Below are 22,465 nucleotides of genomic sequence, written 5' to 3'. Positions count from 1 at the left end.
GTTTAACCGCAGCGCCATCTGCCGAGGTGGCGCTGCCAGGTATTGGCGTAATCGTTATACTGCGCGCCACCGTGACTCAGCCACAGAGGTGCACCATGCAACCCTACGCCATTGCCCCGTCGATTCTTTCCGCCGACTTCGCCCGCCTGGGTGCGGAAGTGGATAAGGTTCTCGCCGACGGTGCCGACATCGTGCACTTCGATGTGATGGACAACCATTATGTGCCGAACCTGACAATTGGCCCGATGGTCTGTACGGCGCTGCGCAAGTACGGCATCACTGCACCTATCGACGTTCACCTGATGGTCAGCCCGGTTGATCGCATCATCGGCGACTTCCTTGACGCAGGTGCCAGCTACATCACCTTCCATCCCGAAGCCACGTTGCACGTTGATCGCTCCCTGCAGTTGATCAAGGACGGCGGCGCCAAGTGCGGCCTGGTGTTCAACCCGGCAACCTCGCTGGAAGCTTTGAAGTACGTGATGGACAAGGTCGACATGATCTTGCTGATGAGCGTTAACCCCGGTTTTGGCGGGCAGAAGTTTATCCCCGGTACCTTGGACAAGCTGCGCGAGGCGCGTGCCCTGATCGACGCATCCGGTCGCGACATTCGACTGGAAATCGACGGTGGGGTGAATGTGCAGAACATTCGTGAGATTGCCGCCGCTGGGGCCGACACATTCGTCGCGGGCTCGGCGATTTTCAATCAGCCGGACTACAAGGCGGTGATTGATGCCATGCGTGCCGAGCTGGCGCAGGCGCGCGGATGAGCCTGCTGCGCGAGCTGTTCCAGGGCGAGCTGCCGCGCCTGGTGATGTTTGACCTAGACGGTACGCTGGTGGACTCGGTGCCTGATCTGGCCGTTGCTATCGACAAGACCTTGCTCTTGCTGGGTCAGCCGGCGGCGGGTGTCGAGCAGGTTCGCGATTGGGTCGGTAACGGCGCGCGAGTGCTGGTGCGCCGTGCTTTGGCGGGCAGTCAGGAGCATGCGCAGGTGGATGATGCGCTGGCCGAACAGGCGCTGGAGCTGTTTATGCAGCACTACGCCGAAAGCCATACCCTGACTCAGGTTTATCCCGGAGTCATACAAACACTGGATTGGTTGCGTGCGCAGAAGGTCGAGCTGGCCATTGTCACCAACAAGCCTGAGCGTTTTGTCGCCCCCTTGCTGGATGAGAAGGGCCTGGGCGGCTATTTCCGCTGGATTATTGGTGGCGATACCTTGCCGCAACAGAAGCCTGATCCGGCTGCGCTGCTGTATGTGATGCAACTGGCCGGGGTCGATGCGGCGCAGGCGCTGTTTGTCGGCGACTCACGCAACGATGTGCTGGCGGCGAGTGCGGCGGGCGTGACCTGTGTGGCGCTGAGTTATGGCTACAACCATGGCCGGCCTATTGCCGAGGAGAACCCCGCGCGCGTGCTGGATAATCTGACGGGCTTGCTGTACTCAGCTTAACCCCGCTTTTGCCGGGCCTTGTGGGTTGATTCAGCCCCGGCCCTGCGCTAGTGTGGCCAAACTTTTATCCCGCCAGAAATATAAGAGAGCTTCGTGGTGGTCACCTGCATACGCTGGTCGGTAAGTTCCGACATGAAAATCATCAAGGCCTTGGCCCGTTGGCGCTGGCGCCTCTGACCTGATCTTGGCCGCTTAGCCGGCGCGTTTGCACACGACCGTTTTAACCTCAAGCCACGAGGCTGATCATGACCCGCGAAGAATTCCTGCGTTTAGCCGCTGCCGGCTATAACCGCATCCCTGTTGCCTGCGAAACCCTGGTGGATTTCGACACGCCACTGTCCATTTATTTGAAACTGGCTGACGAAGCCAACACCTATCTACTCGAGTCCGTACAGGGCGGCGAGAAATGGGGGCGTTACTCGATCATCGGCCTGCCTGCCCGTACCGTGCTGCGTGCTTACGAACACGATGTGACGGTCAGTGTCGATGGTGTGGAAGTTGAGCGTCACCACTGCGAAGACCCGCTGGCTTTTGTTGAGCAGTTTAAAGACCGCTACAAGGTACCGACCCTGCCGGGCTTGCCGCGCTTCAATGGCGGGCTGGTCGGTTACTTCGGCTATGACAGTGTGCGTTATGTCGAGCCAAAGCTGGCTAAGGGTGTAAACCCGGATGCTCTGGGCACGCCGGATATTCTGCTGATGGTCTCCGATGCCGTGGTGGTGTTCGACAACCTGGCCGGCAAGATGCACGCTATCGTGCTGGTTGACCCAGCTGATGCCGATGCGTTGGAACAGGGGCAGGCGCGCTTGCAGGAAATTCTGCACAAGTTGCGTCAGCCAATTACGCCGCGCTTGGGTGTCGACTTGGCAGCTCCTGCCGCTGCTGATCCGGACTTCGTCTCCAGTTTCAAACGCGATGATTACGAGCACGCGGTTAAGGCGATCAAGGATTACATCCTCGCTGGCGACTGCATGCAGGTGGTGATCTCGCAGCGCATGTCGATCCCCTTCAAGGCCGCGCCGATTGATTTGTATCGCGCGCTGCGGTGCATCAACCCGACGCCCTATATGTACTTCTTCAATTTCGGTGACTTCCACGTAGTCGGCAGCTCGCCAGAAGTGCTGGTGCGCCTGGAGGATGGTTTGGTGACGGTGCGTCCGATTGCCGGCACACGCCCGCGTGGCGCGAACGAAGAAGCCGATCTGGCCTTGGAAGAAGACCTGTTATCCGATGCCAAGGAAGTCGCCGAGCACCTGATGCTGATCGACCTAGGCCGCAATGATGTCGGCCGGGTTGCCAGTACCGGTAGCGTCAAACTCACCGAAAAAATGGTGATCGAACGTTATTCCAACGTCATGCATATCGTCTCCAACGTCACCGGCCAGTTGAAGGAAGGCCTGACCGCGATGGACGCCCTGCGCGCCATTCTGCCGGCCGGCACCTTGTCCGGTGCGCCGAAGATCCGCGCCATGGAAATCATCGACGAACTAGAGCCGGTCAAGCGTGGCGTCTACGGCGGTGCGGTGGGTTATCTGGCCTGGAACGGCAATATGGACACCGCCATCGCTATCCGTACCGCGGTGATCAAAAACGGTGAGCTGCATGTGCAGGCCGGTGCCGGCATTGTTGCCGACTCAGTGCCGGCGCTGGAGTGGGAGGAAACGCTGAACAAGCGTCGCGCCATGTTCCGTGCTGTGGCGCTCGCCGAACAAACCGTTTCTGACCAGACCAAGCGCTGAGGAGTCCTGCCATGCTGCTGATGATTGATAACTACGACTCCTTTACCTACAACGTGGTGCAGTACCTGGGTGAACTCGGTGCTGACGTACACGTGATCCGCAACGACGAACTGAGTATTGCCGAGATCGAAGCGCTGCAGCCTGAGCGCATCGTGGTGTCGCCCGGTCCGTGCACGCCGACCGAGGCCGGGGTGTCCATCGAGGCCATCCTGCATTTCGCCGGCAAGCTGCCGATTCTCGGTGTGTGCCTCGGCCACCAGAGCATTGGCCAGGCCTTTGGCGGCGATGTGGTCCGCGCGCGCCAGGTGATGCACGGCAAAACCAGCCCGGTATTCCATCAGAACCTCGGTGTATTTGCCGGCCTGAATAATCCGTTGACGGTGACCCGCTACCACTCGCTGGTGGTCAAGCGTGAAACCCTGCCAGATTGTCTGGAAGTCACCGCCTGGACCCAGCATGCCGATGGCTCAGTGGACGAGATCATGGGCCTGCGCCACAAGACCCTGCATATCGAGGGCGTGCAGTTTCACCCTGAGTCGATTCTCACTGAGCAGGGCCATGAACTGTTCGCTAACTTCCTCAAACAACAAGGAGGCCTGCGCTGATGAATATCAAGGAAGCCCTCAACCGGGTGGTCAGCCAGCTCGATCTGTCGACCGAAGAAATGCAGAGCGTCATGCGCGAGATCATGACCGGCCAGTGCACGGATGCGCAGATTGGCGCGTTCCTGATGGGCATGCGCATGAAGAGCGAGACCATCGACGAAATCGTCGGCGCGGTTTCGGTTATGCGCGAGCTGGCCAGCCATGTGCACCTGCAGACCCTCGACCATGTGGTGGATGTGGTGGGTACTGGCGGCGATGGCGCGAATATCTTCAACGTATCCACGGCCGCCAGCTTTGTCGTCGCGGCCGCTGGCGGCAAGGTGGCCAAGCACGGTAACCGTGCGGTTTCGGGCAAGAGCGGTAGCGCCGACTTGCTTGAGGCCGCAGGTATTTACCTGAGCCTGACGCCGGAGCAGGTGGCGCGGTGTATCGACAGTGTGGGTGTCGGCTTTATGTTCGCCCAGGTGCACCATTCGGCGATGAAGTACGCCGCCGTGCCGCGTCGTGAGCTAGGCCTGCGCACCATCTTCAACATGCTCGGCCCGTTGACCAATCCGGCGGGGGTCAAGCATCAGGTGGTTGGCGTGTTCAGTCAGGCTCTGTGTCGGCCTCTGGCAGAGGTACTTAAGCGCCTTGGTAGTCAGCATATCTTGGTGGTGCATTCGCGCGACGGCCTGGATGAGTTCAGCTTGGCGGCCGCGACCCATGTCGCCGAGTTGAAGGATGGGGTGGTCAGCGAGTATGAAGTTCTGCCAGAAGATCTCGGTCTAAAGAGCCAGAGCCTGGTCGGTTTGGCCGTGGAAAGCCCGGAGGCTTCGCTGGTCTTGATTCGCGATGCCCTGAGCAAGCGTAAAACTGAAGCTGGGCAGAAGGCGGCAGACATGATTGCGCTGAACGCTGGTGCGGCACTCTACGCGGCAGATCTGGCGAGCAGCTTGAAAGAAGGCGTGCATTTGGCCCACGATGCTTTGCATACCGGCCTGGCCTGGGAGAAGTTGCAAGAGTTGGTATCCTTTACCGCTGTATTCAAAGAGGAGAATGCCGGGTGAGTATTCCAACTGTTCTGGAGAAAATTCTCGCGCGCAAGGCTGAAGAAGTAATAGCCCGGCGTGCGATCGTCAGTTTGGCCGAGCTTGAGCAGCAAGCACGTAGCGCCGATCCTGTACGCGGCTTTGCGCAGGCACTATTAACCCAGGCGAAGAGTAAGCAGCCGGCCGTTATTGCTGAAGTTAAGAAGGCTTCGCCGAGCAAGGGTGTGCTGCGCGAGAATTTCGTGCCGGCAGATATTGCGCAGAGCTACCAGAGCGGCGGCGCCACCTGCCTGTCTGTGCTGACTGACATCGACTTTTTCCAGGGTGCGGATCGCTACCTGCAAGAAGCGCGGGCAGCGTGCGCGCTGCCAGTGATTCGCAAAGACTTTATGGTCGACCCTTACCAGATTGTTGAGGCCCGCGCGTTGGGGGCCGATTGTGTGCTGCTGATTGTCTCTGCGCTGGAAGACAGTCAGATGGCTGAGCTGGCGGCCACGGCCAAGGCCTTCGATCTGGATGTTCTGGTAGAGGTGCATGACGGCGATGAGCTGGAGCGTGCGCTGAAAACCCTCGATACGCCGCTGGTAGGCATCAATAACCGTAACCTGCACACCTTTGACCTCAGTTTGGAAACCACCCTGGATTTGCTTCCACGCATTCCGCGTGATCGTTTGGTGGTGACCGAGAGCGGCATTCTTAATCGTGCCGATGTCGAGCTGATGGAAATCAGCGAGGTCTATGCCTTCCTGGTCGGTGAAGCGTTTATGCGGGCTGATAACCCGGGCGCGGAACTGGAGCGGTTGTTCTTCCCCGAGCGCAAGCGGGTGATCGCCTCTCCTGATGTTGATTGACTGACCAAACATAAAAAAGCCGACGCATGCGTCGGCTTTTTTATGTTTCACGGAGTGCTCAGCGTGTGCCGAACACCACCATGGTCTTGCCTTTGACGTTGACCAGGCCCTGTTCTTCCAGAGCTTTGAGCACGCGCCCGACCATCTCGCGGGAGCAGCCGACGATACGACCAATCTCCTGACGGGTGATCTTGATCTGCATGCCATCTGGGTGAGTCATCGCATCAGGCTGCTTGCACAGGTCAAGCAGGGTGCGGGCAACGCGGCCGGTAACATCAAGAAAGGCCAAGTCGCCAACCTTGCGTGTGGTGTTACGCAGGCGCTCAGCCATCTGGCTGCCCAGTGCGTAGAGAATATCCGGGTCCTGCTGGGTAAGCTCACGGAACTTGGCATAGCTGAGCTCTGCCACTTCGCACTCGGTTTTGGCACGCACCCAGGCGCTACGTTCTTTTTCGCTACCGTCCTTTTCGAACAGGCCCATCTCACCAAAAAAATCGCCGGAGTTAAGGTAGGCGATGATCATTTCTCGGCCGTCATCGTCTTCGATCAGGATGGTCACCGAGCCTTTGACGATGAAGAACAACGTTTCACAACGGTCACCCGCATAGATAATGGTGCTTTTTGCGGTATAGCGGCGGCGGTGACAATGTGCGAGAAGCTTGTCGAGATTTTTTATTTTAGGTGTAAGGGTAATGGCAACCATGCTCGAGTCCCGAATATATAAAAGTGAGCCGCTCTCTGGCTGGCGTTTTTAATAATAGTTATCTGGCCAAGTGTGCCAGTATTCAGACGTCAGCTTAGCAATCGGCTTAATACTATGTGCGCTTTTGCGACCTGGCTAACATCCTAGGGTGGAACTTGTAGTTGCCATGGTCTAAAGGCCGTTGGCAAAAACGCTGTGTTAAGCTTTCTCCCTTTTTCAGCAGCGGAGCCTGGGTAATGAAAGCGCGTATTCAGTGGGCCGGTGACGCCCTGTTTATCGGTGAGTCGGGCAGCGGTCACGCGGTGGTAATGGACGGCCCGCCAGAGAGCGGTGGACGTAACCTGGGTGTGCGGCCGATGGAGATGGTGCTGATCGGCCTGGGTGGCTGTAGTAACTTTGATGTTGTCAGCATCCTGAAGAAATCCCGCCAGGCAGTCGAAAGCTGTGAAGCCTTTCTGGAGGCCGAGCGCGCCACTGAAGAGCCCAAGGTGTTCACAAAGATTCACCTGCATTTCGTGGTCAAGGGCCGTGGTCTGAAGGACGCTCAGGTCAGGCGTGCGGTTGAGCTGTCGGCTGAGAAATACTGCTCGGCCTCGATCATGCTGGGCCGTGGCGGCGTTGAGATTACCCATGACTACGAGATTGTCGAGTTGGGTGAGTAAAGCGCTGCAGACATCCCGTGATATGAGAAAAGGGCACCGTGGTGCCCTTTTTTGTACCTGTGATCTAGGGTCTGTTGCCGTTTCACTCGCAGCAACGCGGCTCGCTATGATCCGGCAACAGACCCTAGCCCTACACGCGGTAAGTGGTGCTGGTCATTACCTTGGCCAGCAGGCTCATGCCGAACTTCAATGGTGCCGGGAAGCGCAGGCCGCCGGCATCTAGGGCATTGCAGGCGTGCTGTTCTTCGTCGATGCGCATCTGTTCGAGAATGGCGCGAGACTTCTGGTCTTTCTGCGGGATCTGCTGCAGGTGATCGTCGAGATGCTTAACCACCTGATCTTCGGTGGCGGCAACAAAGCCCAGGCTGATCTTGTCGCTGATCAGTCCAGCTGCGGCACCGACGCCAAAGGACAAACCGTAGAACAGAGGGTTGAGAATGCTTGGCTGGCTGCCGAGTTGGCGGATGCGTTGTTCACACCAGGCCAAATGGTCGATTTCCTCATCAGCCGCATGCTCCATCGCCTGGCGCACTTGCGGCAGCTTGGCGGTCAGCGCCTGGCCTTGATACAGCGCCTGGGCGCAGACCTCGCCCGTGTGGTTGATGCGCATCAGCCCTGCGACATGCTGAGTCTGACGTTCATCCAGCTCGACGTCTGGCTGCACGATGGCCGGTGATGGTCGGGTTGGCTGGCCGCTGAAGGGCAGCAGGGTGCGCAAAGCCGCATCGGCTTGCAGGAGCAGGCGATCAACAGGTGAGAAGTGACGTTCGCTGGTCATAAGGACCTCCGGCGATGACTACGGCGGCCAGTTTACTCCAAGCATGGGCGAAGGTCTGTTGACGTTTCGTCGCAGCCTGGCCAATACCTGAGCGGCCGCTATGGTTGGCCATGCTCAGGGTAATTCGCGCAGCACACGAAACCCCAAGGCATAGTTCTTGTATTGCGGTTGTTTCATATCGCGTTGGCTGCTGTGCAGGTAACTGGGGCCGCTGTTCCAGGCACCGCCACGGACCGTGCGTGGGGCTTGGTCGAGCAGGCCAACTGATTGTTGTTCGCTGCCGTCGAAGGGGCTGGCAAAGCGTGAGGCCGTCCATTCCCAGACATTCCCGGCGGTGTCATACAGGCCGAAGGCGTTGGCGGCGAATTGACCAATGCGCTCGGTTTTGTTTTGGATTAGGCGTGAGGTCGCGCAGCCGCGACAGTGCGCACGGGGTTGAGTTTCCGGGCTGTCGAGCTGCTCACCCCACCAGTAGTAACTGTCACTGCCGGCTCTGGCGGCATATTCCCACTCTGCCTCAGTGGGTAGCCGATAACGCTGGCCGCTAACCTTTGACAGCCATTGGCTATAGGCCACGGCCTGGTGCCAGGACACATTGATCACCGGGCGCTGCGCCGACAGTCCCCAGCCTTCGTTATCCGGCATCGGCGTGGCGGTTGCCTCGGCGTACTGCTGCCAGTCAGAGAAGCTAATTTCGTAGCGGCCAATGGCAAACGGCTGCCTGATTTCGATAGGCGTCAGCGGGCGTTCGTTGTAATTGCCACGGCCGCTGTGGTCACCCATCAGGTAGCGCCCCGCCGGCACCACAACCATCTGCGGCCCTTGCTTGCCTTGAGGCAGCGCATCGCTGAGGACACTGCCAAGCGTTTGCGCATGCAGCGTGCCGCCGGCGAATAGGGCGAGCAGCGTTAGCGTTGCGACACGTAAGCGCATCAACCTGGCGGCCATGCCAGCTGTCGCTGACCCAGTACGTGCATATGGATGTGGTACACGGTTTGGCCGCCCAATTCGTTGCAGTTCATCACCACGCGGAAGCCTTCCTCGCAGCCTTGTTCCTTGGCTAGCCGCTGGGCGGTGTAGAGGATATGCCCGGCCAGCGGCTTGTCCGCCTCGCTCAGGTCGTTGAGGGTGCTGATGTGTTTTTTCGGGATAACCAGAAAGTGCACGGGCGCTTGTGGGGCGATGTCGTGAAAGGCAATCACCTGGTCATCTTCATAAAGCTTGCGTGCCGGTATGTCACCAGCGACGATCTTGCAAAACAGGCAGTCCATGGACAGTCCCCTGGTCGCTCAAAAGAGGGCCGAGTTTAGTAGACAAGGAGTGCGGGTGAAAAACGATATTCATGATCTCGGGCTGGTGCTGGACTCCAAGACCAAGCTGGTGTTGATTGAGTCCTGGGATGAGCCTCGAGTTCTGGAAACCCTGACCAGCCTGGCTGTGCGCCGTGGATTGGGCCTGCAGGTGTGGTCGGTAACCGAGGGCTTGCAGCGTTTGGGCTTCTCCATACAGGAGCCGGTCGACAGCGAAACTCTTGAACCGGAAACCGCGCTGCGCCTGATCAAGGCTGATAGGCAGCCGACGCTGTATGTGATGTGCGATCTGCATCCGTTTCTTGAGGACAATCCAAAACTGGTGCGTTTGCTCAAGGAAATCGCCATGAGCGAGCTGCCTGGCAAGCCGACGCTGGTGCTGGTGTCCCATGCCTGCAAATTGCCGCCGGAGGTACAGCGCTACGCTTCGCGCTTCAGTCTGTCGTTACCCTCCGAAGACGAACTGTTGACCATCGTGCGTGATGAGGCCACGGCCTGGAGCGCGCGTAATCGTAATGCGCGCGTACGCACCGATAACCGCACGTTGCAGCAGGTGGTGAAGAACCTGCGCGGCCTCAGCCATGCCGAGGCGCGGGCACTGGCGCGTAATGTGATTTGTGATGACGGCGCGATCACTCAGGAAGACCTGCCGGAGCTGAACAAGACCAAATTCCAGTTGCTCGATCTGGATGGCGTGCTGAGCTTTGAATACGACACCGCGCGTTTCGCCGAGGTCGGCGGGCTGAGCACGCTCAAGCGCTGGCTGGGTGAGCGGCAGAGTATCTTCCTCGAAGGTAAAGGCGTCGATCTGCCCAAGGGTGTGTTGTTGGTGGGGGTGCAGGGCGGCGGCAAGAGCCTGGCCGCCAAGGCGATTGCCGGTCTGTGGGGCTTACCCTTGCTGCGCTTGGACTTCGCCTGCCTGTACAACAAGTTCTTTGGGGAAACCGAGCGCAACCTGCGTGACGCGTTGAAGCTTGCCGAGCAGATGGCACCGTGTGTGTTGTGGATCGACGAGATCGAAAAAGGCCTGGCCAGCGGCGACCACGATGGTGGTGTGAGCCAGCGTGTGCTTGGCACTCTGCTGACCTGGATGGCCGAGCGTAAGGCTCCGGTGTTTATGGTGGCCACCGCCAACACCATCTCGCGGTTGCCGCCGGAGCTGGTGCGCAAGGGACGTTTTGACGAGCTGTTCTTCGTCGACCTGCCGGATGCGAGCGTGCGCGGCGAGATCTTCCGCATTCACCTGGCGCGGCGTGAGCTGGACCCTGCGAGCTTTGATTTGACGCAACTGGCCGCAGTTTCTGACGGGTTTGCCGGTGCGGAGATCGAGCAGGTCGTGGTCAGTGCGTTGTATGCCGCACAAGCCCAGCAGCAGGCCGTTACCCAGGCTGTGTTGCTGCAAAGTATCCAGGCTACCGCACCGCTTTCCGTGGTCATGGCCGAAGACCTTGCAGCCTTACGCGCTTGGGCGGACGGCCGCACGGTCAATGCTGGCTAGTGGCGTTGTTTAGAGTGGTTTGCCGAACTGGCGATTAAGCCGGGCGCTGATGCGTCGTACTAGCCAGCGTGGGGCCAGGCGTGGGCTGATGGCGAGCAGACGATTGCGCCAGCCGGGGATGATGATGGCGCGGTTCTTCTCCAGCGCGTTGACGGTGATGAGCGCCACTTCCTCGGTGCTCATCATCAGTTTGCTGCCCTGCAGTTTTTTAATATCCATCTTCGCCGTGCGGAAGAATGCGCTGCGGGTTGGCCCTGGGCACAGCACGGAAACCTTGACTCCATAAGGCTTGAGTTCCTCGCGCAGGCCTTCGGAAAAATGCAGAACGTAGGCCTTGCTCGCGTAGTAGTTGCTCATGCCTGGGCCCGGCTGAAAACCGGCAACCGAGGCCACGTTGAGAATCTGCCCGCTGCCTTGGCCAGCCATGATGGTGCCGAGGGCATGGCAGAGGCGCGCCAGGGCCAAGATGTTCAGTTCGATTAGTTGCTGCTCACGTGCCCAGTCCTGTGCGACGTATACGCCAGAGGTGCCGATGCCGGCGTTATTCACCAGCAGGTCGATGCTGCGCTCACCTTGCTCCAGCTCATGTAACAGACCGCTGAGCTGCATGGGCTGGCTGAGGTCGCAGACGCGGAACACAACCTCCACGGAGAAGCGCTGGGTCAGCTCGCAGGCGATGCTTTCCAGTGCATCGCGCTGGCGTGCCACCAGAATCAGATTGCGCCCCCGCCGAGCCAGGGCTTCAGCTAGCGCCAGGCCAATGCCGCTGGAGGCTCCAGTAATAAGCGCGTACCGGGTCATAGGGTTCTCCGTGATGGGGCCTTTCGACCCCATGTGCCGCGCAAGGTTGCACTGCTGGTGTCAGCGGTTACAGGCTGGTCATCACTGCGGGTACGGCGATGGCGACGATGATGCCAATCACGATGATGGCGATCCACGACAGCGCCAGGATTTTCACCGCTGTGCTGTTGGGCGGTGGGGGTGGGCCAAAGCGGTTGGCTTCGGTGCTGCCGGGGATGATAAACATCAGCAGGGAGAACACCCCGCCGACAATCGGCACCAGCGTGACCAGCAACAGCCAGCCCGACCAGCCAATGTCATGCAGGCGCTGTACGCCGATCATGATACCAACCACCGCCACGGCAATACCTGCTGCCACCATCAGCAGCCCGCCGAGAATTTCCGAGGCAGCGAATACACCGCCGGCTACACCAAACAGCGGCAAGCAGGCCAGCATCAGCACCATCGACCAGGCCAGGTAGCGCAAACGGCCAATTCGCCCGTCGGTGGTAAAGGCTTTTAGTTCGCCGAATTCTGGCAGGGCTTCTGCCACGGCCGCTTTTGGCGTGGCATAGGGGGTGGCCGCTGCGCTGACCACTTCTGCAGGGGTATCTGTGAGCATGGCCTGGCGGGCGATAAATTTTTCGATAACGATGCCGCACGCCGAGCATTCGATAGCTTTGGCTTGCTTGTGACCGCATTTCGGGCAGGTCATTTCGCTTGTACTTTCGGCAGTTGGCGTTGAGACCTGAGTTTGGGGTGCGTGATCATCGGTTTCCACCAGGCTCAGGCTGGCGGCTAGGTCTTGCTCCTTACGCACTTTGGCGCCGGCGCTTTGCAGTGCCTTGAGGTACTGGTCGGCTTCGTTTTCGCTAAGATCGCGCTTGATATCGACATTGCGGCCGCTAAACAGCGCGTTGATTCGGGTCTGGTCGCTCTTGAACAGGCGGGCGAGATTTTCTTTGGTCGTTTCCAGGCTGACGTCGGGCATCAACTCGCCGCTGAACACAATTTTGAAGCGGGCTTGGGTCATTTCGGCGTCCTTGTCGGATTGAGAATGGAATTGCGCTACAGACTAGCCGGCCTGCAGGCCAGTAAACAAGCTGCCTGCACGCAAATGTGCACAGGGCTAGAGGCGGTTCACGCTCTGTTGGCGGACCAGCTACCGACCAGGCGACCGTTGCGTAACAAGTAGAGCTGGTTGAATAGCTCGAGCAGGCCTTCCGAGCGCTGCGGGCGGAGAAATACCCAGTCGTCGACCTGCAAACCTGTGCCGGCAGAGCCGGTCAAGCGTTCCTGGTTGGCACTGCGGCCATACAGTGAGTCATAGCTGAGCCCGGCTGGAGACACTGGGGTTGCCGGCCATTGCCCGCCATACAGGTAGTAGGTTTTTTCGCGATTAGGGTTCCAGCGCTGCAGCATCTGATAACTCTCTTCGAGAAACGGCAACTGTCCGGGTAGCGCTTTGAGTACCGGGCTGGCGATCCAGAGTGCAGCTTGTTGGGCGCTGAGTTGTTCGCTGTCGAAGTCGCTGGGTTTCAGCAGGGCAGAGCCAGCCGCTACTTCATTAAGTGGCGTGTTGAAGCGGGTGTGCAGGGTGTAGGTCAGGCTCCCGGCACCATTGAGTAATGGCTGTTGTGGCCATAGCTCACGGAAGCTGGCCGCCGTGCTGATAAAAGCCCGGTAGCGCTCTGCGCTTAGGGCAAAGGCGCGCTCTTGGTCCATCCACAAGGGTGTGTGGGCAATATGTGCGTCATAGCCCATCAGCCCGCGAACACGCAGCAGGTTAGCGGTTGTGCCCAGCCAGGTCATCGCCGCGCCGAGGTCGGCGGGAGTGGCAAAGCCGCCACGCGCCATGCCGATGTCGATTTCAAAGGCCACTTGCAACGGTTGGCCGAGGGCACTGGCGAGTGCCGCATATTCCTGTAAGCGTGCTTGGCTATCGATCAACCAGGTGAGTTGCGTGGCCGGGTTAAAGCTGCTGCCCGACGGCAATTGCTGGTAGAAGCTCAGCGCGGCTGCCACGGGTAGAGGCTTGCCGAGCAGCAGGTCGGCCTGGGGGAAGTTCAGTGCCAGCTGATTGATCTGCGGCTGGTGAAATACCATGAAGCGTTGAGTACCAAGCTTCTTCGCCAGATATTCCAGCAGGCCGGTAGCCGCCAGGGATTTGGCCGCTAGACGCAGTGGCAGCTGGGTGCCGAGCTGGCTGGTCAGCAGTTCGGCGTTTTGGTCGAGGCGTTCCAGGTCTACCACCAGCAGGGGGAGCCCGGCGCTGTCGCGCTTTAGCAGCTGATTTAGGGCGGCAAAGTAGGGCGTGTGCGGTTGGCCGTGGTCACTTGGGCGCAATGCCCAGCCGCCAAGCAGCCCGAGCGCGCCGAGGCCGAGCAGACTGCGACGTTTCATCGTGTCCAGCGTTGTTGCAGTTGCACGCTGTGCTTGAGCGCGGCGCGGTATTCACTGTCGAGGCGGGCGATTAACTGCTCGACGCTGGGTAGGTCGCTGATGTTGCCAACGCCCTGGCCTGCCGACCATACGGTTTTCCACGCCTTGGCCTCTTCATCCATCGGCTTGAGTTTGTCGCCGTAGTTGATTTCACCTTTGTTCTGCAGCTGTTTGAGGTCGTAACCAGCAAGCTCCAGGCTCTGGCGCATAAAGCTTGCCGGTACGCCAGAAACTGCGGGGGTATGAATGATGTCGGCGGCTTTGGCGTCGAGGATCATCTGCTTATAGGCGGCGGAGGCGGCATTTTCCTGGGTGGCGATCAGGCGGGTGCCGAGGTAGGCGAGGTCGGCACCTAACAGTTGCGCCGCCAGCACTTCGTGGCCCTGGTTAAGGCAGCCAGCCAGCAGCAGGGTTTTGTCGAAGAATTGGCGAATCTCTGCGATTAGTGCAAATGGGCTCCAGGTTCCGGCATGTCCGCCGGCACCTGCGGCTACTGCGATCAGGCCATCGACGCCGGCTTCGGTCGCTTTCTCGGCATGTCGGCGGGTGGTTACGTCATGGAATACCAGGCCGCCATAGCTGTGTACGGCATCCACCACCTCTTTCACTGCGCCAAGGCTGGTGATGACGATGGGTACGCGTTGCTCGACGCAAATCGCCAGGTCCGCCTGTAGGCGCGGATTGCTGCCATGCACGATCAGGTTGACCGCATAAGGCGCGGCGACGCTGTCCAGGCCTGCTTCGATCTCTTGTAGCCAATCCTTAAAGCCGCTGCTTTCACGCTGATTCAGCGCCGGGAAACTGCCAACGATGCCGTTGTTGCAGCAGGCCAAAACCAGTTGTGGGTTGGACACTAGAAACATCGGCGCGGCGATCACAGGTAGGCGCAGGCGTTGTTCGAGTAGCGGCGGAAGGGACATAGGTAAATCCTCTTTTTCTCGGGGTTAGAACGGGCGCACCACAACAAGAATGACGATGCCCAATAAGGCCAGAACTGGTGCTTCGTTGAACCAGCGGTAGAACACATGGCCGCGCTGGTTTTCACCGCGGGCGAAGGCTTTGAGCTGGGCGCCACACATAAACTGGTAAACCACCAGCAGCAGCACCAGGCTCAGCTTGGCGTGCATCCAACCCTGGCTGAAGTAGTAGCTGGGGTTGAGGCTGATCAGCCATAGGCCAAAGCCGACAGTCAAAATCAGCGACGGCCACATGATCCCGCGATAGAGCTTGCGCTCCATGATGCAAAAACGTTCGCGACTGACCTCGTCTGTACTCATGGCGTGGTAGACGAATAGGCGTGGTAGGTAGAACAGGCCGGCGAACCAGCAGACCATGGCAATGATGTGCAGGGCCTTGAGCCACAGATAGAGCATTGTTCGACCTCGTCGCAGAAAAGAGCCCCGATAGTAGTGGTCGATGCCAGCGCCGTCATCATCGGTGGCGCTCAAGTGTTGGCCCCTGGCCGAAGCGGCCGTATCATCGGCAGCTTTCCACTGCTGGTATTGCAAAGGGGCAAGTGATGATCAAGGTCGGAATCGTCGGCGGCACGGGTTATACCGGGGTCGAGTTATTGCGTTTGTTGGCGCAACACCCGCAAGCGCAGGTCGAGGTCATTACCTCGCGCTCTGAGGCTGGTATGCGTGTCGATGAGATGTACCCGAACCTGCGCGGTCATTACGACAACCTGGCATTCAGTGTGCCGGACGTGGCCACGCTGGGCGCTTGCGATGTGGTGTTTTTCGCCACACCTCACGGTGTCGCCCATGCTCTGGCCGGTGAGCTACTGGCAGCTGGAACCAAGGTGATCGACCTGTCTGCCGACTTTCGCTTGCAGGATGCCGACGAGTGGGCGAAGTGGTATGGCCAGCCCCATGGCGCGCCGGATCTACTTCCGGAGGCAGTCTACGGCTTGCCTGAGGTCAACCGCGAAGCGATCAAGCTGGCGCGACTGATCGCCGTGCCGGGTTGCTATCCGACGGCCGCCCAGTTGGCGTTGATTCCACTGTTGGAGGCCGGTTTGGCCGATACCTCGCAGATTATTGCCGACTGCAAGTCGGGGGTCAGCGGTGCTGGGCGTGGTGCCAGCGTTGCTTCGTTGTTCAGCGAGGCCGGCGAAAGCATGAAAGCTTACGGGGTCAAAGGCCACCGGCATCTGCCGGAAATCCGTCAGGGCTTACGTCGAGCTGCCGGTAAGGATGTTGGTCTGACCTTTGTGCCGCACCTGACGCCGATGATTCGCGGTATTCACGCCACGCTGTATGCAACTGTGGTCGACCGCTCGGTGGATCTGCAGGCGCTGTTCGAGAAGCGCTATGCAAATGAGCCCTTCGTTGATGTGATGCCTGCTGGGAGTCATCCTGAGACCCGTAGCGTGCGTGGTGCCAACGTCTGTCGGATCGCCGTACATCGCCCCCAGGATGGTGATCTGGTGGTGGTACTGTCGGTCATCGACAATCTGGTCAAAGGGGCGTCTGGCCAGGCGCTGCAGAACATGAACATTCTTTTCGGCCTGGATGAGGGGTTGGGTCTGTCCCACGCAGGCATGTTGCCCTGATGGCGGGTTGGGAAGTCCGCCCAAGCGATCCCGGGCGGGCGCGCCGTTTGCGTCTGCTCGGGCTGCTGCTGGTGCTGTGCATCCCTCTGGCGTTTTATGCCGGAAGTTGGTGGCAGCAGTACATACAGCCTTCTGCCGTGGTAGTGCAGCCTGGCGTGCCGTTACGTGATGAGCAGCTGCTGCGTGAGGACGACGAGTTGCGTCAACAACTGGCGGTGGTCAGTAGTGCTGAGAAGCTCAGCCAGCAGGCCAATGAGCAAAGCCGTCTGACCATCAAGTTGCTGGAAGAGCAGATATATAAGCAGCAGCAGGATCTGGCCTTCTACAAAGGCGTGCTGGCTCCGGCCAGTCGGCGCGAGGGCCTGCGTATCAAAACCTTTGAGCTACAGGCCACGGACAGCCCCGAGCATTTCCGCTACAAGATACTCCTTAGCCGCGTCGGTAAAGGCGATGCACCGCTGGAGGGACAGTTACAGGTCTCGATCGTCGGTAAGCAGGGGGAGCAGGATGCCACGCTTGAGCTGGCAGCCCTGACCGCAGGCTTGCCAGACGCCTTACCAGGCCAGTCGATTGACTTCGCCTTTAAGCATTTTCAGGCTATTCCCGAAGCGGGGCGCTTTGCTGAGCTGAAGCTTCCTGAGGGCTTTATCCCGAGAGAAATCAAGGTGCGTGCCGATGTTCAGGGTGAGAAGCCCTTGCTGCGCACGTTCAAGTGGAACAAAGAGGAGTAACTGTTCCTTATGTGGAATAAAGACAAAGCGCGCCCTGATGCGCAGCGCTTCGCCGGTAAGACCAGCTTGATTGCAGTTGGTGCTGAGCTGCATGGCGACCTACGTTTTCAGGGCGCGGTACAGGTGGATGGCCAGGTTCATGGCAATCTGTTGGCTACTGAAGGTATGGTGCGTATCAGTGTGCAAGGGCGGGTTGAAGGTGAGATTCGCGCCCCTCATATAGTGATCGACGGCGAGGTTGCTGGTGATGTGCATGCCAGCGGCCATCTTGAGCTCGGAGCGCGAGCGAGAGTGCGCGGTAACCTCTACTACGCCCTGATGGAAATGGCTATGGGGGCGCAGATTGAAGGTCGCCTTTGCCGCCTGCAGGACGAGTCCCGTCCGCTGGAACTGCCGCAGACTCTAGATGCTGCGCAATAGTTGACCGATTTACTAGGGCAAGCGGATAATGCCAACCAGAATGCAGTATGGCGCTTAGCGCCGGGAGTTAATCAGAATGAGCGTCGAAACCTTCACCCCTAGCGCTATGCAATTTACGCAGGGTGCCGCGAACAAGGTGAAGAACCTAGTCGATGAAGAAGGTAACCCGCGCCTGAAGTTGCGCGTGTTCGTAACCGGAGGCGGTTGTTCCGGCTTCCAATATGGCTTCACCTTTGATGAAGAAGTGGCTGATGACGACACCATCATTGAGCGCGAAGGTGTCAGTCTGGTGGTCGATCCGATGAGCTTCCAGTACCTGGCTGGTGCCGAAGTGGATTATCAGGAAGGTCTGGAGGGTTCGCGTTTTGTCATCAAGAATCCGAATGCCACCACCACCTGTGGCTGCGGTTCTTCATTTTCGATCTGATCCATAGCTGTTTACTGCAACGCCGCGCCCAATGCGCGGCGTTGTCGTTTCTGTGCGTTGCTTGCTTAGGCCGGGTATATTGCGCCCAGAACGCGTAGCCCTTTTGCGCCTGTAACGCTGGGGCGGTTGGCGGGAATGCCTTCTAAGCAGCAATGTGCCAGCCAGGCAAAGGCCATCGCTTCAATCCAGTCTGCTGGCACGCCCAGCTCATCAGTGCTGCTGACCTGGCACTGCGGCAGCAATTGAGCAAGGCGTTGCATCAGTGTGTGGTTGTGCGCGCCGCCGCCACAAACCAGCAGCATATCGGTGCTTTGCTGGGCTAATTTGAGCGACTCAGTAATGCTGATAGCGGTCAACTCCAGCAGCGTTGCTTGCACGTCAGCCGCCGAAAATGGAGGCAGTGCTAGCAGCTGTTGATCTAGCCAAATCAGGTTGAACAGCTCACGGCCGGTGCTTTTCGGGCCCTGAGTTTGAAAGTAGGGATCGCTTAGCAATGTCTGCAATAGCTGCGGTTGTACTTGTCCCTCGGCTGCCCATTGGCCGTCCTTGTCATATGCCAATCCCTGGTGCCGATGAATCCACGCGTCCAGTAGGACGTTGCCAGGGCCGCAGTCAAAGCCATGCACCGCCTGTTCGGGTTCAAGCAGGCTGAGATTGCTAAAACCGCCGATATTAAGGATTGCCCGTGTGCTGTTTGGGCTGGCGAACAATGCCTGGTGGAATGCTGGAACCAATGGCGCGCCCTGACCACCAGCGGCGACGTCCCGGCGGCGGAAGTCACTGACGACACTGATACCGGTGAGCTCGGCAAGTAGGGCGGCGTTACTGATTTGAATACTGAACCCGCGAGCTGGCTCGTGGCGCACTGTCTGTCCATGGCTGCCAATAGCGCGGATGCTTTCCGCTGGCAGTTGATGCTGCGTCAGTAGGTCATTGATACCTTGCGCTGCCAGTTGCGCCCATTGCTGTTCGGCTATGGCAGCACGAGCCAGCTCATCTGGGCCTGAGGCGCACAAGCTCAGCAGAGTGCTGCGCAACTCATCGGGCATCGGTAGATAGTGAGTACCAAGCAGGCGGGTGTGCTGATCATGCTCAATCAGCGCAATGTCCAAGCCATCCAGGCTGGTACCGGACATCACGCCAAGGTAGAGGGGCATGTATTAATTAGCGCTGATTGTTGAGCGCAAGCATTGTCGAGCGCTCTTTATCCATTTGCGCCATCAATGGTTTGCTTAGTTGCATGAAGCGGGCTTTCTCGCTACTTGCAATAGGGTCAGCCATCGGCAGCTTCTGGCTTAACGGGTCAACGTGCACACCATTGACCTGGAACTCATAGTGCAAGTGCGGGCCTGTTGATAGGCCTGTGGTGCCGATGTAGCCAATGATCTGCCCTTGCTTGACGTTGCCACCCGTGCGTATGCCTTTGGCAAAGCCTTGCATGTGCGCGTAGAGCGTCCGGTAGCGCTGGCCGTGTTGCAGGATCACTGCGTTGCCATAACCACCATGGCGACCAGCCAGAACAATACGTCCGTCGCCAGCAGCCTTGATCGGGGTGCCGCGTGGTGCTGCATAGTCGACACCTTTGTGGGCGCGGATTTTGTTCAGGATCGGGTGGCGGCGACCATTGGAAAAGCGTGAACTGATACGTGCGAAGTCCACCGGCGTTCGGATAAAGGCTTTGCGCATACTTTCGCCGTCGGCGGTGTAATAGCTGCTGTTGCCTTGTTTGTTGGTGTAACGCACCGCGGTATAGGTCTTGCCGCGATTGGTGAAACGTGCCGAAAGGATGTCGCCGGTACCAACCTGTTTGCCATTGACCACTTTCTTTTCGTAGATCACCTCAAACTCGTCGCCTTCGCGAATATCCATGGCGAAGTCGATGTCGTAGCCGAATACATTAGCCAGATCCATCGTCAGATTGTGCGACAGGCCTGCGCGCTTGGCTGAAACAAACAAGGAGCTGTTGATTACGCCGTGAGCATAAGTCTCTTTGACCTCGGGTTTGACCAGTTCACGTTTGAAGCTGAAGCCCTTGTCTGTCTTTAACAGCGAAACGCTCTCTAGATCGCTGAGCTTGCTGTGCAAAGCTTCTAATTGGCCGTCTGCAGTCAATTTGAATTCGAGGGGTTGGCCTACTTTCAGGCGCGTTAACTGCTTGGCTTCTTTGCTGCTGTTAAGTACTTCATGCAGGGTATTCGCACTTAGGCCAACCTTGGCGAAAATCGTGGATAGTGTGTCGCCATTTTCAACGCGAATGGTGTGCTGCAGTGGATCTACTGCTTGTGGCTCTCCGGCTGTAGTCGCTTCTAGTTCATCACCTGGCGAGTCACTGGTGGCGAATGGGGATTCATTTTCACTCAAGTTCTGCGAGGCGGCTGATGCCTGGTCATCCTGCGGCTCTGCATAGTCTGAGGCGCTATCAAGCTCAAGGTTGATATAGGTTTTCTTAGCTTCAACTTCGCGGGTGGGGAATACCAATAGGGCTAGGCTCAGTAGGGCGGCGACGCCACTGGCCGCCAATATATGGCTTTTCGGGTAAAGGGGCGGCGCTTTAGTTGTAGAGGTCATAGGCTGCTTTTTGACTTTGAAAATGAAAAGAAATAGATAAACAAAATGATGAATATGCAGTAACTGTATAAAATATAACCAAATCGTCAGCTAGGCAACCCCGGTTGTCGCAAGGTTGTCTCGGTGCTGGTGGGTGGGTAGCGGAACTTGTGATTTGTCTGCGATCTTGTATGGTTGGTTCCCTTTCGTTTTGAGTGGTCGTGAGTCCTGTCATGAAGTCGGTTGAAGAGCAGTTGGCGCTGATCAAGCGTGGCGCAGAAGAGGTTCTGGTTGAGGCTGAGCTGGTTGAGAAACTCAAGCGTGGTCAGCCACTGCGTATCAAGGCGGGTTTTGATCCGACTGCGCCGGATCTACACCTTGGGCATACCGTGCTTATTAATAAGCTACGTCAGTTCCAGGAGTTGGGGCATCAGGTGGTTTTCCTGATCGGTGATTTCACCGGGATGATTGGTGATCCCAGTGGCAAGAGCGCAACACGTCCACCGTTGACCCGTGAGCAGGTGCTCGAGAATGCCGAGACCTATAAGGCCCAGGTTTTCAAAATCCTAGATCCGGCCAAAACCGAAGTGGCGTTCAACTCCACCTGGATGGACGCAATGGGGCCGGCGGACTTTATTCGCCTGACCTCGCAGTACACTGTTGCTCGCATGCTTGAGCGCGATGATTTCAGTAAGCGTTATTCGACCCAGCAGCCGATTGCGATTCATGAGTTTCTCTATCCGCTAGTTCAGGGCTATGACTCGGTTGCTCTGCGCGCGGATGTCGAGCTGGGTGGTACGGATCAGAAGTTCAATCTGCTCATGGGGCGTGAGTTGCAGCGCGCTTATGGTCAGAGCTCTCAGTGCGTGGTCACCATGCCGTTGCTTGAGGGGTTGGACGGTGTGAAGAAGATGTCCAAGTCATTGGGTAACTATATAGGCATCCAGGAAGCTCCGGGTGTCATGTACACCAAGCTGGTTTCCATGCCTGATGCGCTCATGTGGCGTTATTTTGAGCTGCTCAGCTTTCGCTCCATGGAAGAGATTGGTCAGTTCAAGTCTGACGTTGAGCAGGGTGCCAACCCTCGCGATATCAAGATTAAGTTGGCCGAAGAGATTGTCGCTCGTTTCCATGGCGAGGAGGCCGCGCTCAGTGCTCATCGTTCGGCGGGTAATCGCATGAAGGAAGGTGAGCTGCCGGAAGACCTTCCAGAAATTGAGGTGTTGTCGGCTGATGACATGCCTATCTCTGCGCTCCTCAATAAGGCGGGCCTGGTGAAGAATGCTGCGGTGGCGCGCGATCTGCTTGGCTCTGGCGGTGTGCGCGTGGATGGCAATGTAGTGGATCGCACCTTTATGTATAAGATGGGGGCGGTACACGTTTGTCAGGCGGGTAAGAAAGCGTTCGCGCGCATCACGCTTAAGCCTGAATAAGTAGGCTATATACGCTGACCGGGCCTGCATGGGCGTCGGCGGTGTATTCGGTGGGTGCGTGGTTGGTTCGACAAAGCCGTTGAAGCGTCAGCTTCAACGGCTTTGTCGTTTCTGTAGGTGGTGCGGTTTCGGAACTGGCGTCTGGGTATTTGTAGTTATTGAAAAAAAGCATAATAATCGATTGACCTGCGTTTCATTGCCCCTATAATGCGCAGCTCTTCAGGCGTATGCGGCTCCTTAAACTTCTTATAAAACAAGAAGTTAGATTTAAAAAAGGGTTGCAAAGCAGCGAAAGCTGCGTAGAATGCGCCTCCTCTTCAGGGTGGTGTGTTTGGGTCTGAGGGGGTTCGGTCGGGCTGATCGAAAGCGGTAAAAGAGGCAGTTGACAGCGGTTTGAAACGCTGTAGAATTCGCCTCCCGCTGACGAGAAGCTAGAAGTTGATCGAAAGCGCAAGTGGTTGAGTTTGAAAAGAAATTTTCGAAATCACTTGACGGAAG

General features: G+C 58.1%; 23 protein-coding genes and 1 pseudogene. 13 read left to right on the top strand and 11 right to left on the bottom strand.

What is annotated here, in order from left to right:
- The first annotated feature begins 95 nt into the window (after window positions 1–95).
- The 6 genes and pseudogenes from rpe (at window position 96) to trpC (ending at window position 5,682) form a co-directional block, all read left to right on the top strand.
- Window positions 96–770: a ribulose-phosphate 3-epimerase gene (rpe, locus tag VCA57_RS20970; RefSeq protein WP_411187252.1), complete on the top strand. Its 675-nt coding sequence runs from the start codon at window positions 96–98 to the stop codon at window positions 768–770.
- A pseudogene (locus tag VCA57_RS20965) lies at window positions 767–1,633 on the top strand (phosphoglycolate phosphatase). Before rpe ends, VCA57_RS20965 begins: the two are co-directional and overlap by 4 nt.
- Before the next feature lie 68 nt (window positions 1,634–1,701).
- Window positions 1,702–3,195 (top strand): anthranilate synthase component I, encoded by a 1,494-nt coding sequence (trpE, locus tag VCA57_RS20960; RefSeq protein WP_411187250.1) that lies wholly within the window; start codon window positions 1,702–1,704, stop codon window positions 3,193–3,195.
- Window positions 3,196–3,206: 11 nt separating this feature from the next.
- A complete protein-coding gene (locus tag VCA57_RS20955) occupies window positions 3,207–3,800 on the top strand; it encodes an aminodeoxychorismate/anthranilate synthase component II (RefSeq protein ID WP_411187248.1) in 594 nt (197 codons plus the stop codon).
- Entirely contained in the window at window positions 3,800–4,849 is a 1,050-nt protein-coding gene (gene trpD / locus VCA57_RS20950) for an anthranilate phosphoribosyltransferase (protein ID WP_411187246.1), read from the top strand. Before VCA57_RS20955 ends, trpD begins: the two co-directional genes overlap by 1 nt.
- Window positions 4,846–5,682, top strand: coding sequence for an indole-3-glycerol phosphate synthase TrpC (gene trpC / locus VCA57_RS20945; RefSeq protein ID WP_411187244.1), 837 nt, complete (start codon window positions 4,846–4,848; stop codon window positions 5,680–5,682). Before trpD ends, trpC begins: the two co-directional genes overlap by 4 nt.
- A gap of 58 nt (window positions 5,683–5,740) precedes the next feature.
- Here trpC and crp read toward each other — a convergent pair whose 3' ends face one another.
- Window positions 5,741–6,385, bottom strand: coding sequence for a cAMP-activated global transcriptional regulator CRP (gene crp, locus VCA57_RS20940; RefSeq protein ID WP_119952584.1), 645 nt, complete (start codon window positions 6,383–6,385; stop codon window positions 5,741–5,743).
- A 236-nt stretch (window positions 6,386–6,621) separates the two neighbouring features.
- Here crp and VCA57_RS20935 point away from each other — a divergent pair, with 236 nt between their 5' ends.
- Window positions 6,622–7,047 carry an OsmC family protein gene (locus VCA57_RS20935; protein WP_411187242.1) on the top strand — a complete coding sequence of 142 codons (426 nt, stop codon included), beginning with the start codon at window positions 6,622–6,624 and terminating at the stop codon, window positions 7,045–7,047.
- A gap of 130 nt (window positions 7,048–7,177) precedes the next feature.
- Here VCA57_RS20935 and coq7 read toward each other — a convergent pair whose 3' ends face one another.
- The 3 genes from coq7 to VCA57_RS20920 form a co-directional block, all read right to left on the bottom strand.
- The gene (gene coq7 / locus VCA57_RS20930; RefSeq protein WP_411187240.1) at window positions 7,178–7,825 is read right to left on the bottom strand and encodes a 2-polyprenyl-3-methyl-6-methoxy-1,4-benzoquinone monooxygenase; all 648 of its coding nucleotides are present in this window, start codon (window positions 7,823–7,825) and stop codon (window positions 7,178–7,180) included.
- A 114-nt stretch (window positions 7,826–7,939) separates the two neighbouring features.
- Window positions 7,940–8,773, bottom strand: coding sequence for a formylglycine-generating enzyme family protein (locus VCA57_RS20925; protein ID WP_411187238.1), 834 nt, complete (start codon window positions 8,771–8,773; stop codon window positions 7,940–7,942).
- On the bottom strand, window positions 8,758–9,096 hold the full coding sequence (locus VCA57_RS20920) for a histidine triad nucleotide-binding protein (protein ID WP_411187236.1): 339 nt from the start codon (window positions 9,094–9,096) through the stop codon (window positions 8,758–8,760). Before VCA57_RS20920 ends, VCA57_RS20925 begins: the two co-directional genes overlap by 16 nt.
- A gap of 55 nt (window positions 9,097–9,151) precedes the next feature.
- Here VCA57_RS20920 and VCA57_RS20915 point away from each other — a divergent pair, with 55 nt between their 5' ends.
- On the top strand, window positions 9,152–10,633 hold the full coding sequence (locus VCA57_RS20915; protein WP_411187234.1) for an AAA family ATPase: 1,482 nt from the start codon (window positions 9,152–9,154) through the stop codon (window positions 10,631–10,633).
- 9 nt (window positions 10,634–10,642) lie between these two features.
- Here the strand turns inward: VCA57_RS20915 and VCA57_RS20910 are convergent, their stop codons facing one another.
- The 5 genes from VCA57_RS20910 to hemJ form a co-directional block, all read right to left on the bottom strand.
- Entirely contained in the window at window positions 10,643–11,434 is a 792-nt protein-coding gene (locus tag VCA57_RS20910) for an SDR family NAD(P)-dependent oxidoreductase (RefSeq protein WP_411187232.1), read from the bottom strand.
- 67 nt (window positions 11,435–11,501) lie between these two features.
- Complete coding sequence (locus VCA57_RS20905; RefSeq protein WP_411187230.1) at window positions 11,502–12,446, bottom strand: DUF805 domain-containing protein; 945 nt, start codon at window positions 12,444–12,446, stop codon at window positions 11,502–11,504.
- A gap of 107 nt (window positions 12,447–12,553) precedes the next feature.
- Window positions 12,554–13,816: an alanine racemase gene (locus VCA57_RS20900; RefSeq protein ID WP_411187228.1), complete on the bottom strand. Its 1,263-nt coding sequence runs from the start codon at window positions 13,814–13,816 to the stop codon at window positions 12,554–12,556.
- Window positions 13,813–14,775 (bottom strand): NAD(P)H-dependent flavin oxidoreductase, encoded by a 963-nt coding sequence (locus tag VCA57_RS20895; RefSeq protein ID WP_411187226.1) that lies wholly within the window; start codon window positions 14,773–14,775, stop codon window positions 13,813–13,815. Before VCA57_RS20895 ends, VCA57_RS20900 begins: the two co-directional genes overlap by 4 nt.
- A 24-nt stretch (window positions 14,776–14,799) precedes the next feature.
- A complete protein-coding gene (gene hemJ, locus VCA57_RS20890) occupies window positions 14,800–15,228 on the bottom strand; it encodes a protoporphyrinogen oxidase HemJ (RefSeq protein WP_411187224.1) in 429 nt (142 codons plus the stop codon).
- A 146-nt stretch (window positions 15,229–15,374) separates the two neighbouring features.
- On the opposite strand from hemJ, the gene argC reads away from it, so the two are divergent.
- From argC to erpA, 4 genes are all read left to right on the top strand, one after another.
- Entirely contained in the window at window positions 15,375–16,409 is a 1,035-nt protein-coding gene (gene argC / locus VCA57_RS20885) for an N-acetyl-gamma-glutamyl-phosphate reductase (RefSeq protein ID WP_411187222.1), read from the top strand.
- The gene (locus VCA57_RS20880; protein WP_411187220.1) at window positions 16,409–17,140 is read left to right on the top strand and encodes a DUF6776 family protein; all 732 of its coding nucleotides are present in this window, start codon (window positions 16,409–16,411) and stop codon (window positions 17,138–17,140) included. Before argC ends, VCA57_RS20880 begins: the two co-directional genes overlap by 1 nt.
- 9 nt (window positions 17,141–17,149) lie before the next feature.
- The gene (locus tag VCA57_RS20875) at window positions 17,150–17,560 is read left to right on the top strand and encodes a bactofilin family protein (RefSeq protein WP_411187218.1); all 411 of its coding nucleotides are present in this window, start codon (window positions 17,150–17,152) and stop codon (window positions 17,558–17,560) included.
- Window positions 17,561–17,636: 76 nt separating this feature from the next.
- A complete protein-coding gene (gene erpA / locus VCA57_RS20870) occupies window positions 17,637–17,987 on the top strand; it encodes an iron-sulfur cluster insertion protein ErpA (RefSeq protein WP_411187216.1) in 351 nt (116 codons plus the stop codon).
- Between the two features lie 65 nt (window positions 17,988–18,052).
- Here erpA and VCA57_RS20865 read toward each other — a convergent pair whose 3' ends face one another.
- Window positions 18,053–19,144, bottom strand: a complete 1,092-nt coding sequence (locus tag VCA57_RS20865; RefSeq protein ID WP_411187214.1) for an anhydro-N-acetylmuramic acid kinase — start codon at window positions 19,142–19,144, stop codon at window positions 18,053–18,055.
- Between the two features lie 7 nt (window positions 19,145–19,151).
- Window positions 19,152–20,555, bottom strand: coding sequence for a peptidoglycan DD-metalloendopeptidase family protein (locus VCA57_RS20860; RefSeq protein ID WP_411187212.1), 1,404 nt, complete (start codon window positions 20,553–20,555; stop codon window positions 19,152–19,154).
- Window positions 20,556–20,767: 212 nt separating this feature from the next.
- Between VCA57_RS20860 and tyrS the strand changes: the two genes are divergently transcribed.
- Window positions 20,768–21,967, top strand: coding sequence for a tyrosine--tRNA ligase (gene tyrS, locus VCA57_RS20855; protein WP_411187210.1), 1,200 nt, complete (start codon window positions 20,768–20,770; stop codon window positions 21,965–21,967).
- Window positions 21,968–22,465: the final 498 nt, after the last annotated feature.

Origin of the sequence: Pseudomonas sp. (assembly GCF_046581935.1) — a bacterium.
In the GTDB taxonomy this organism is placed as follows: domain Bacteria; phylum Pseudomonadota; class Gammaproteobacteria; order Pseudomonadales; family Pseudomonadaceae; genus Aquipseudomonas.
This window is presented reverse-complemented; position numbering and strand designations above follow the sequence as displayed.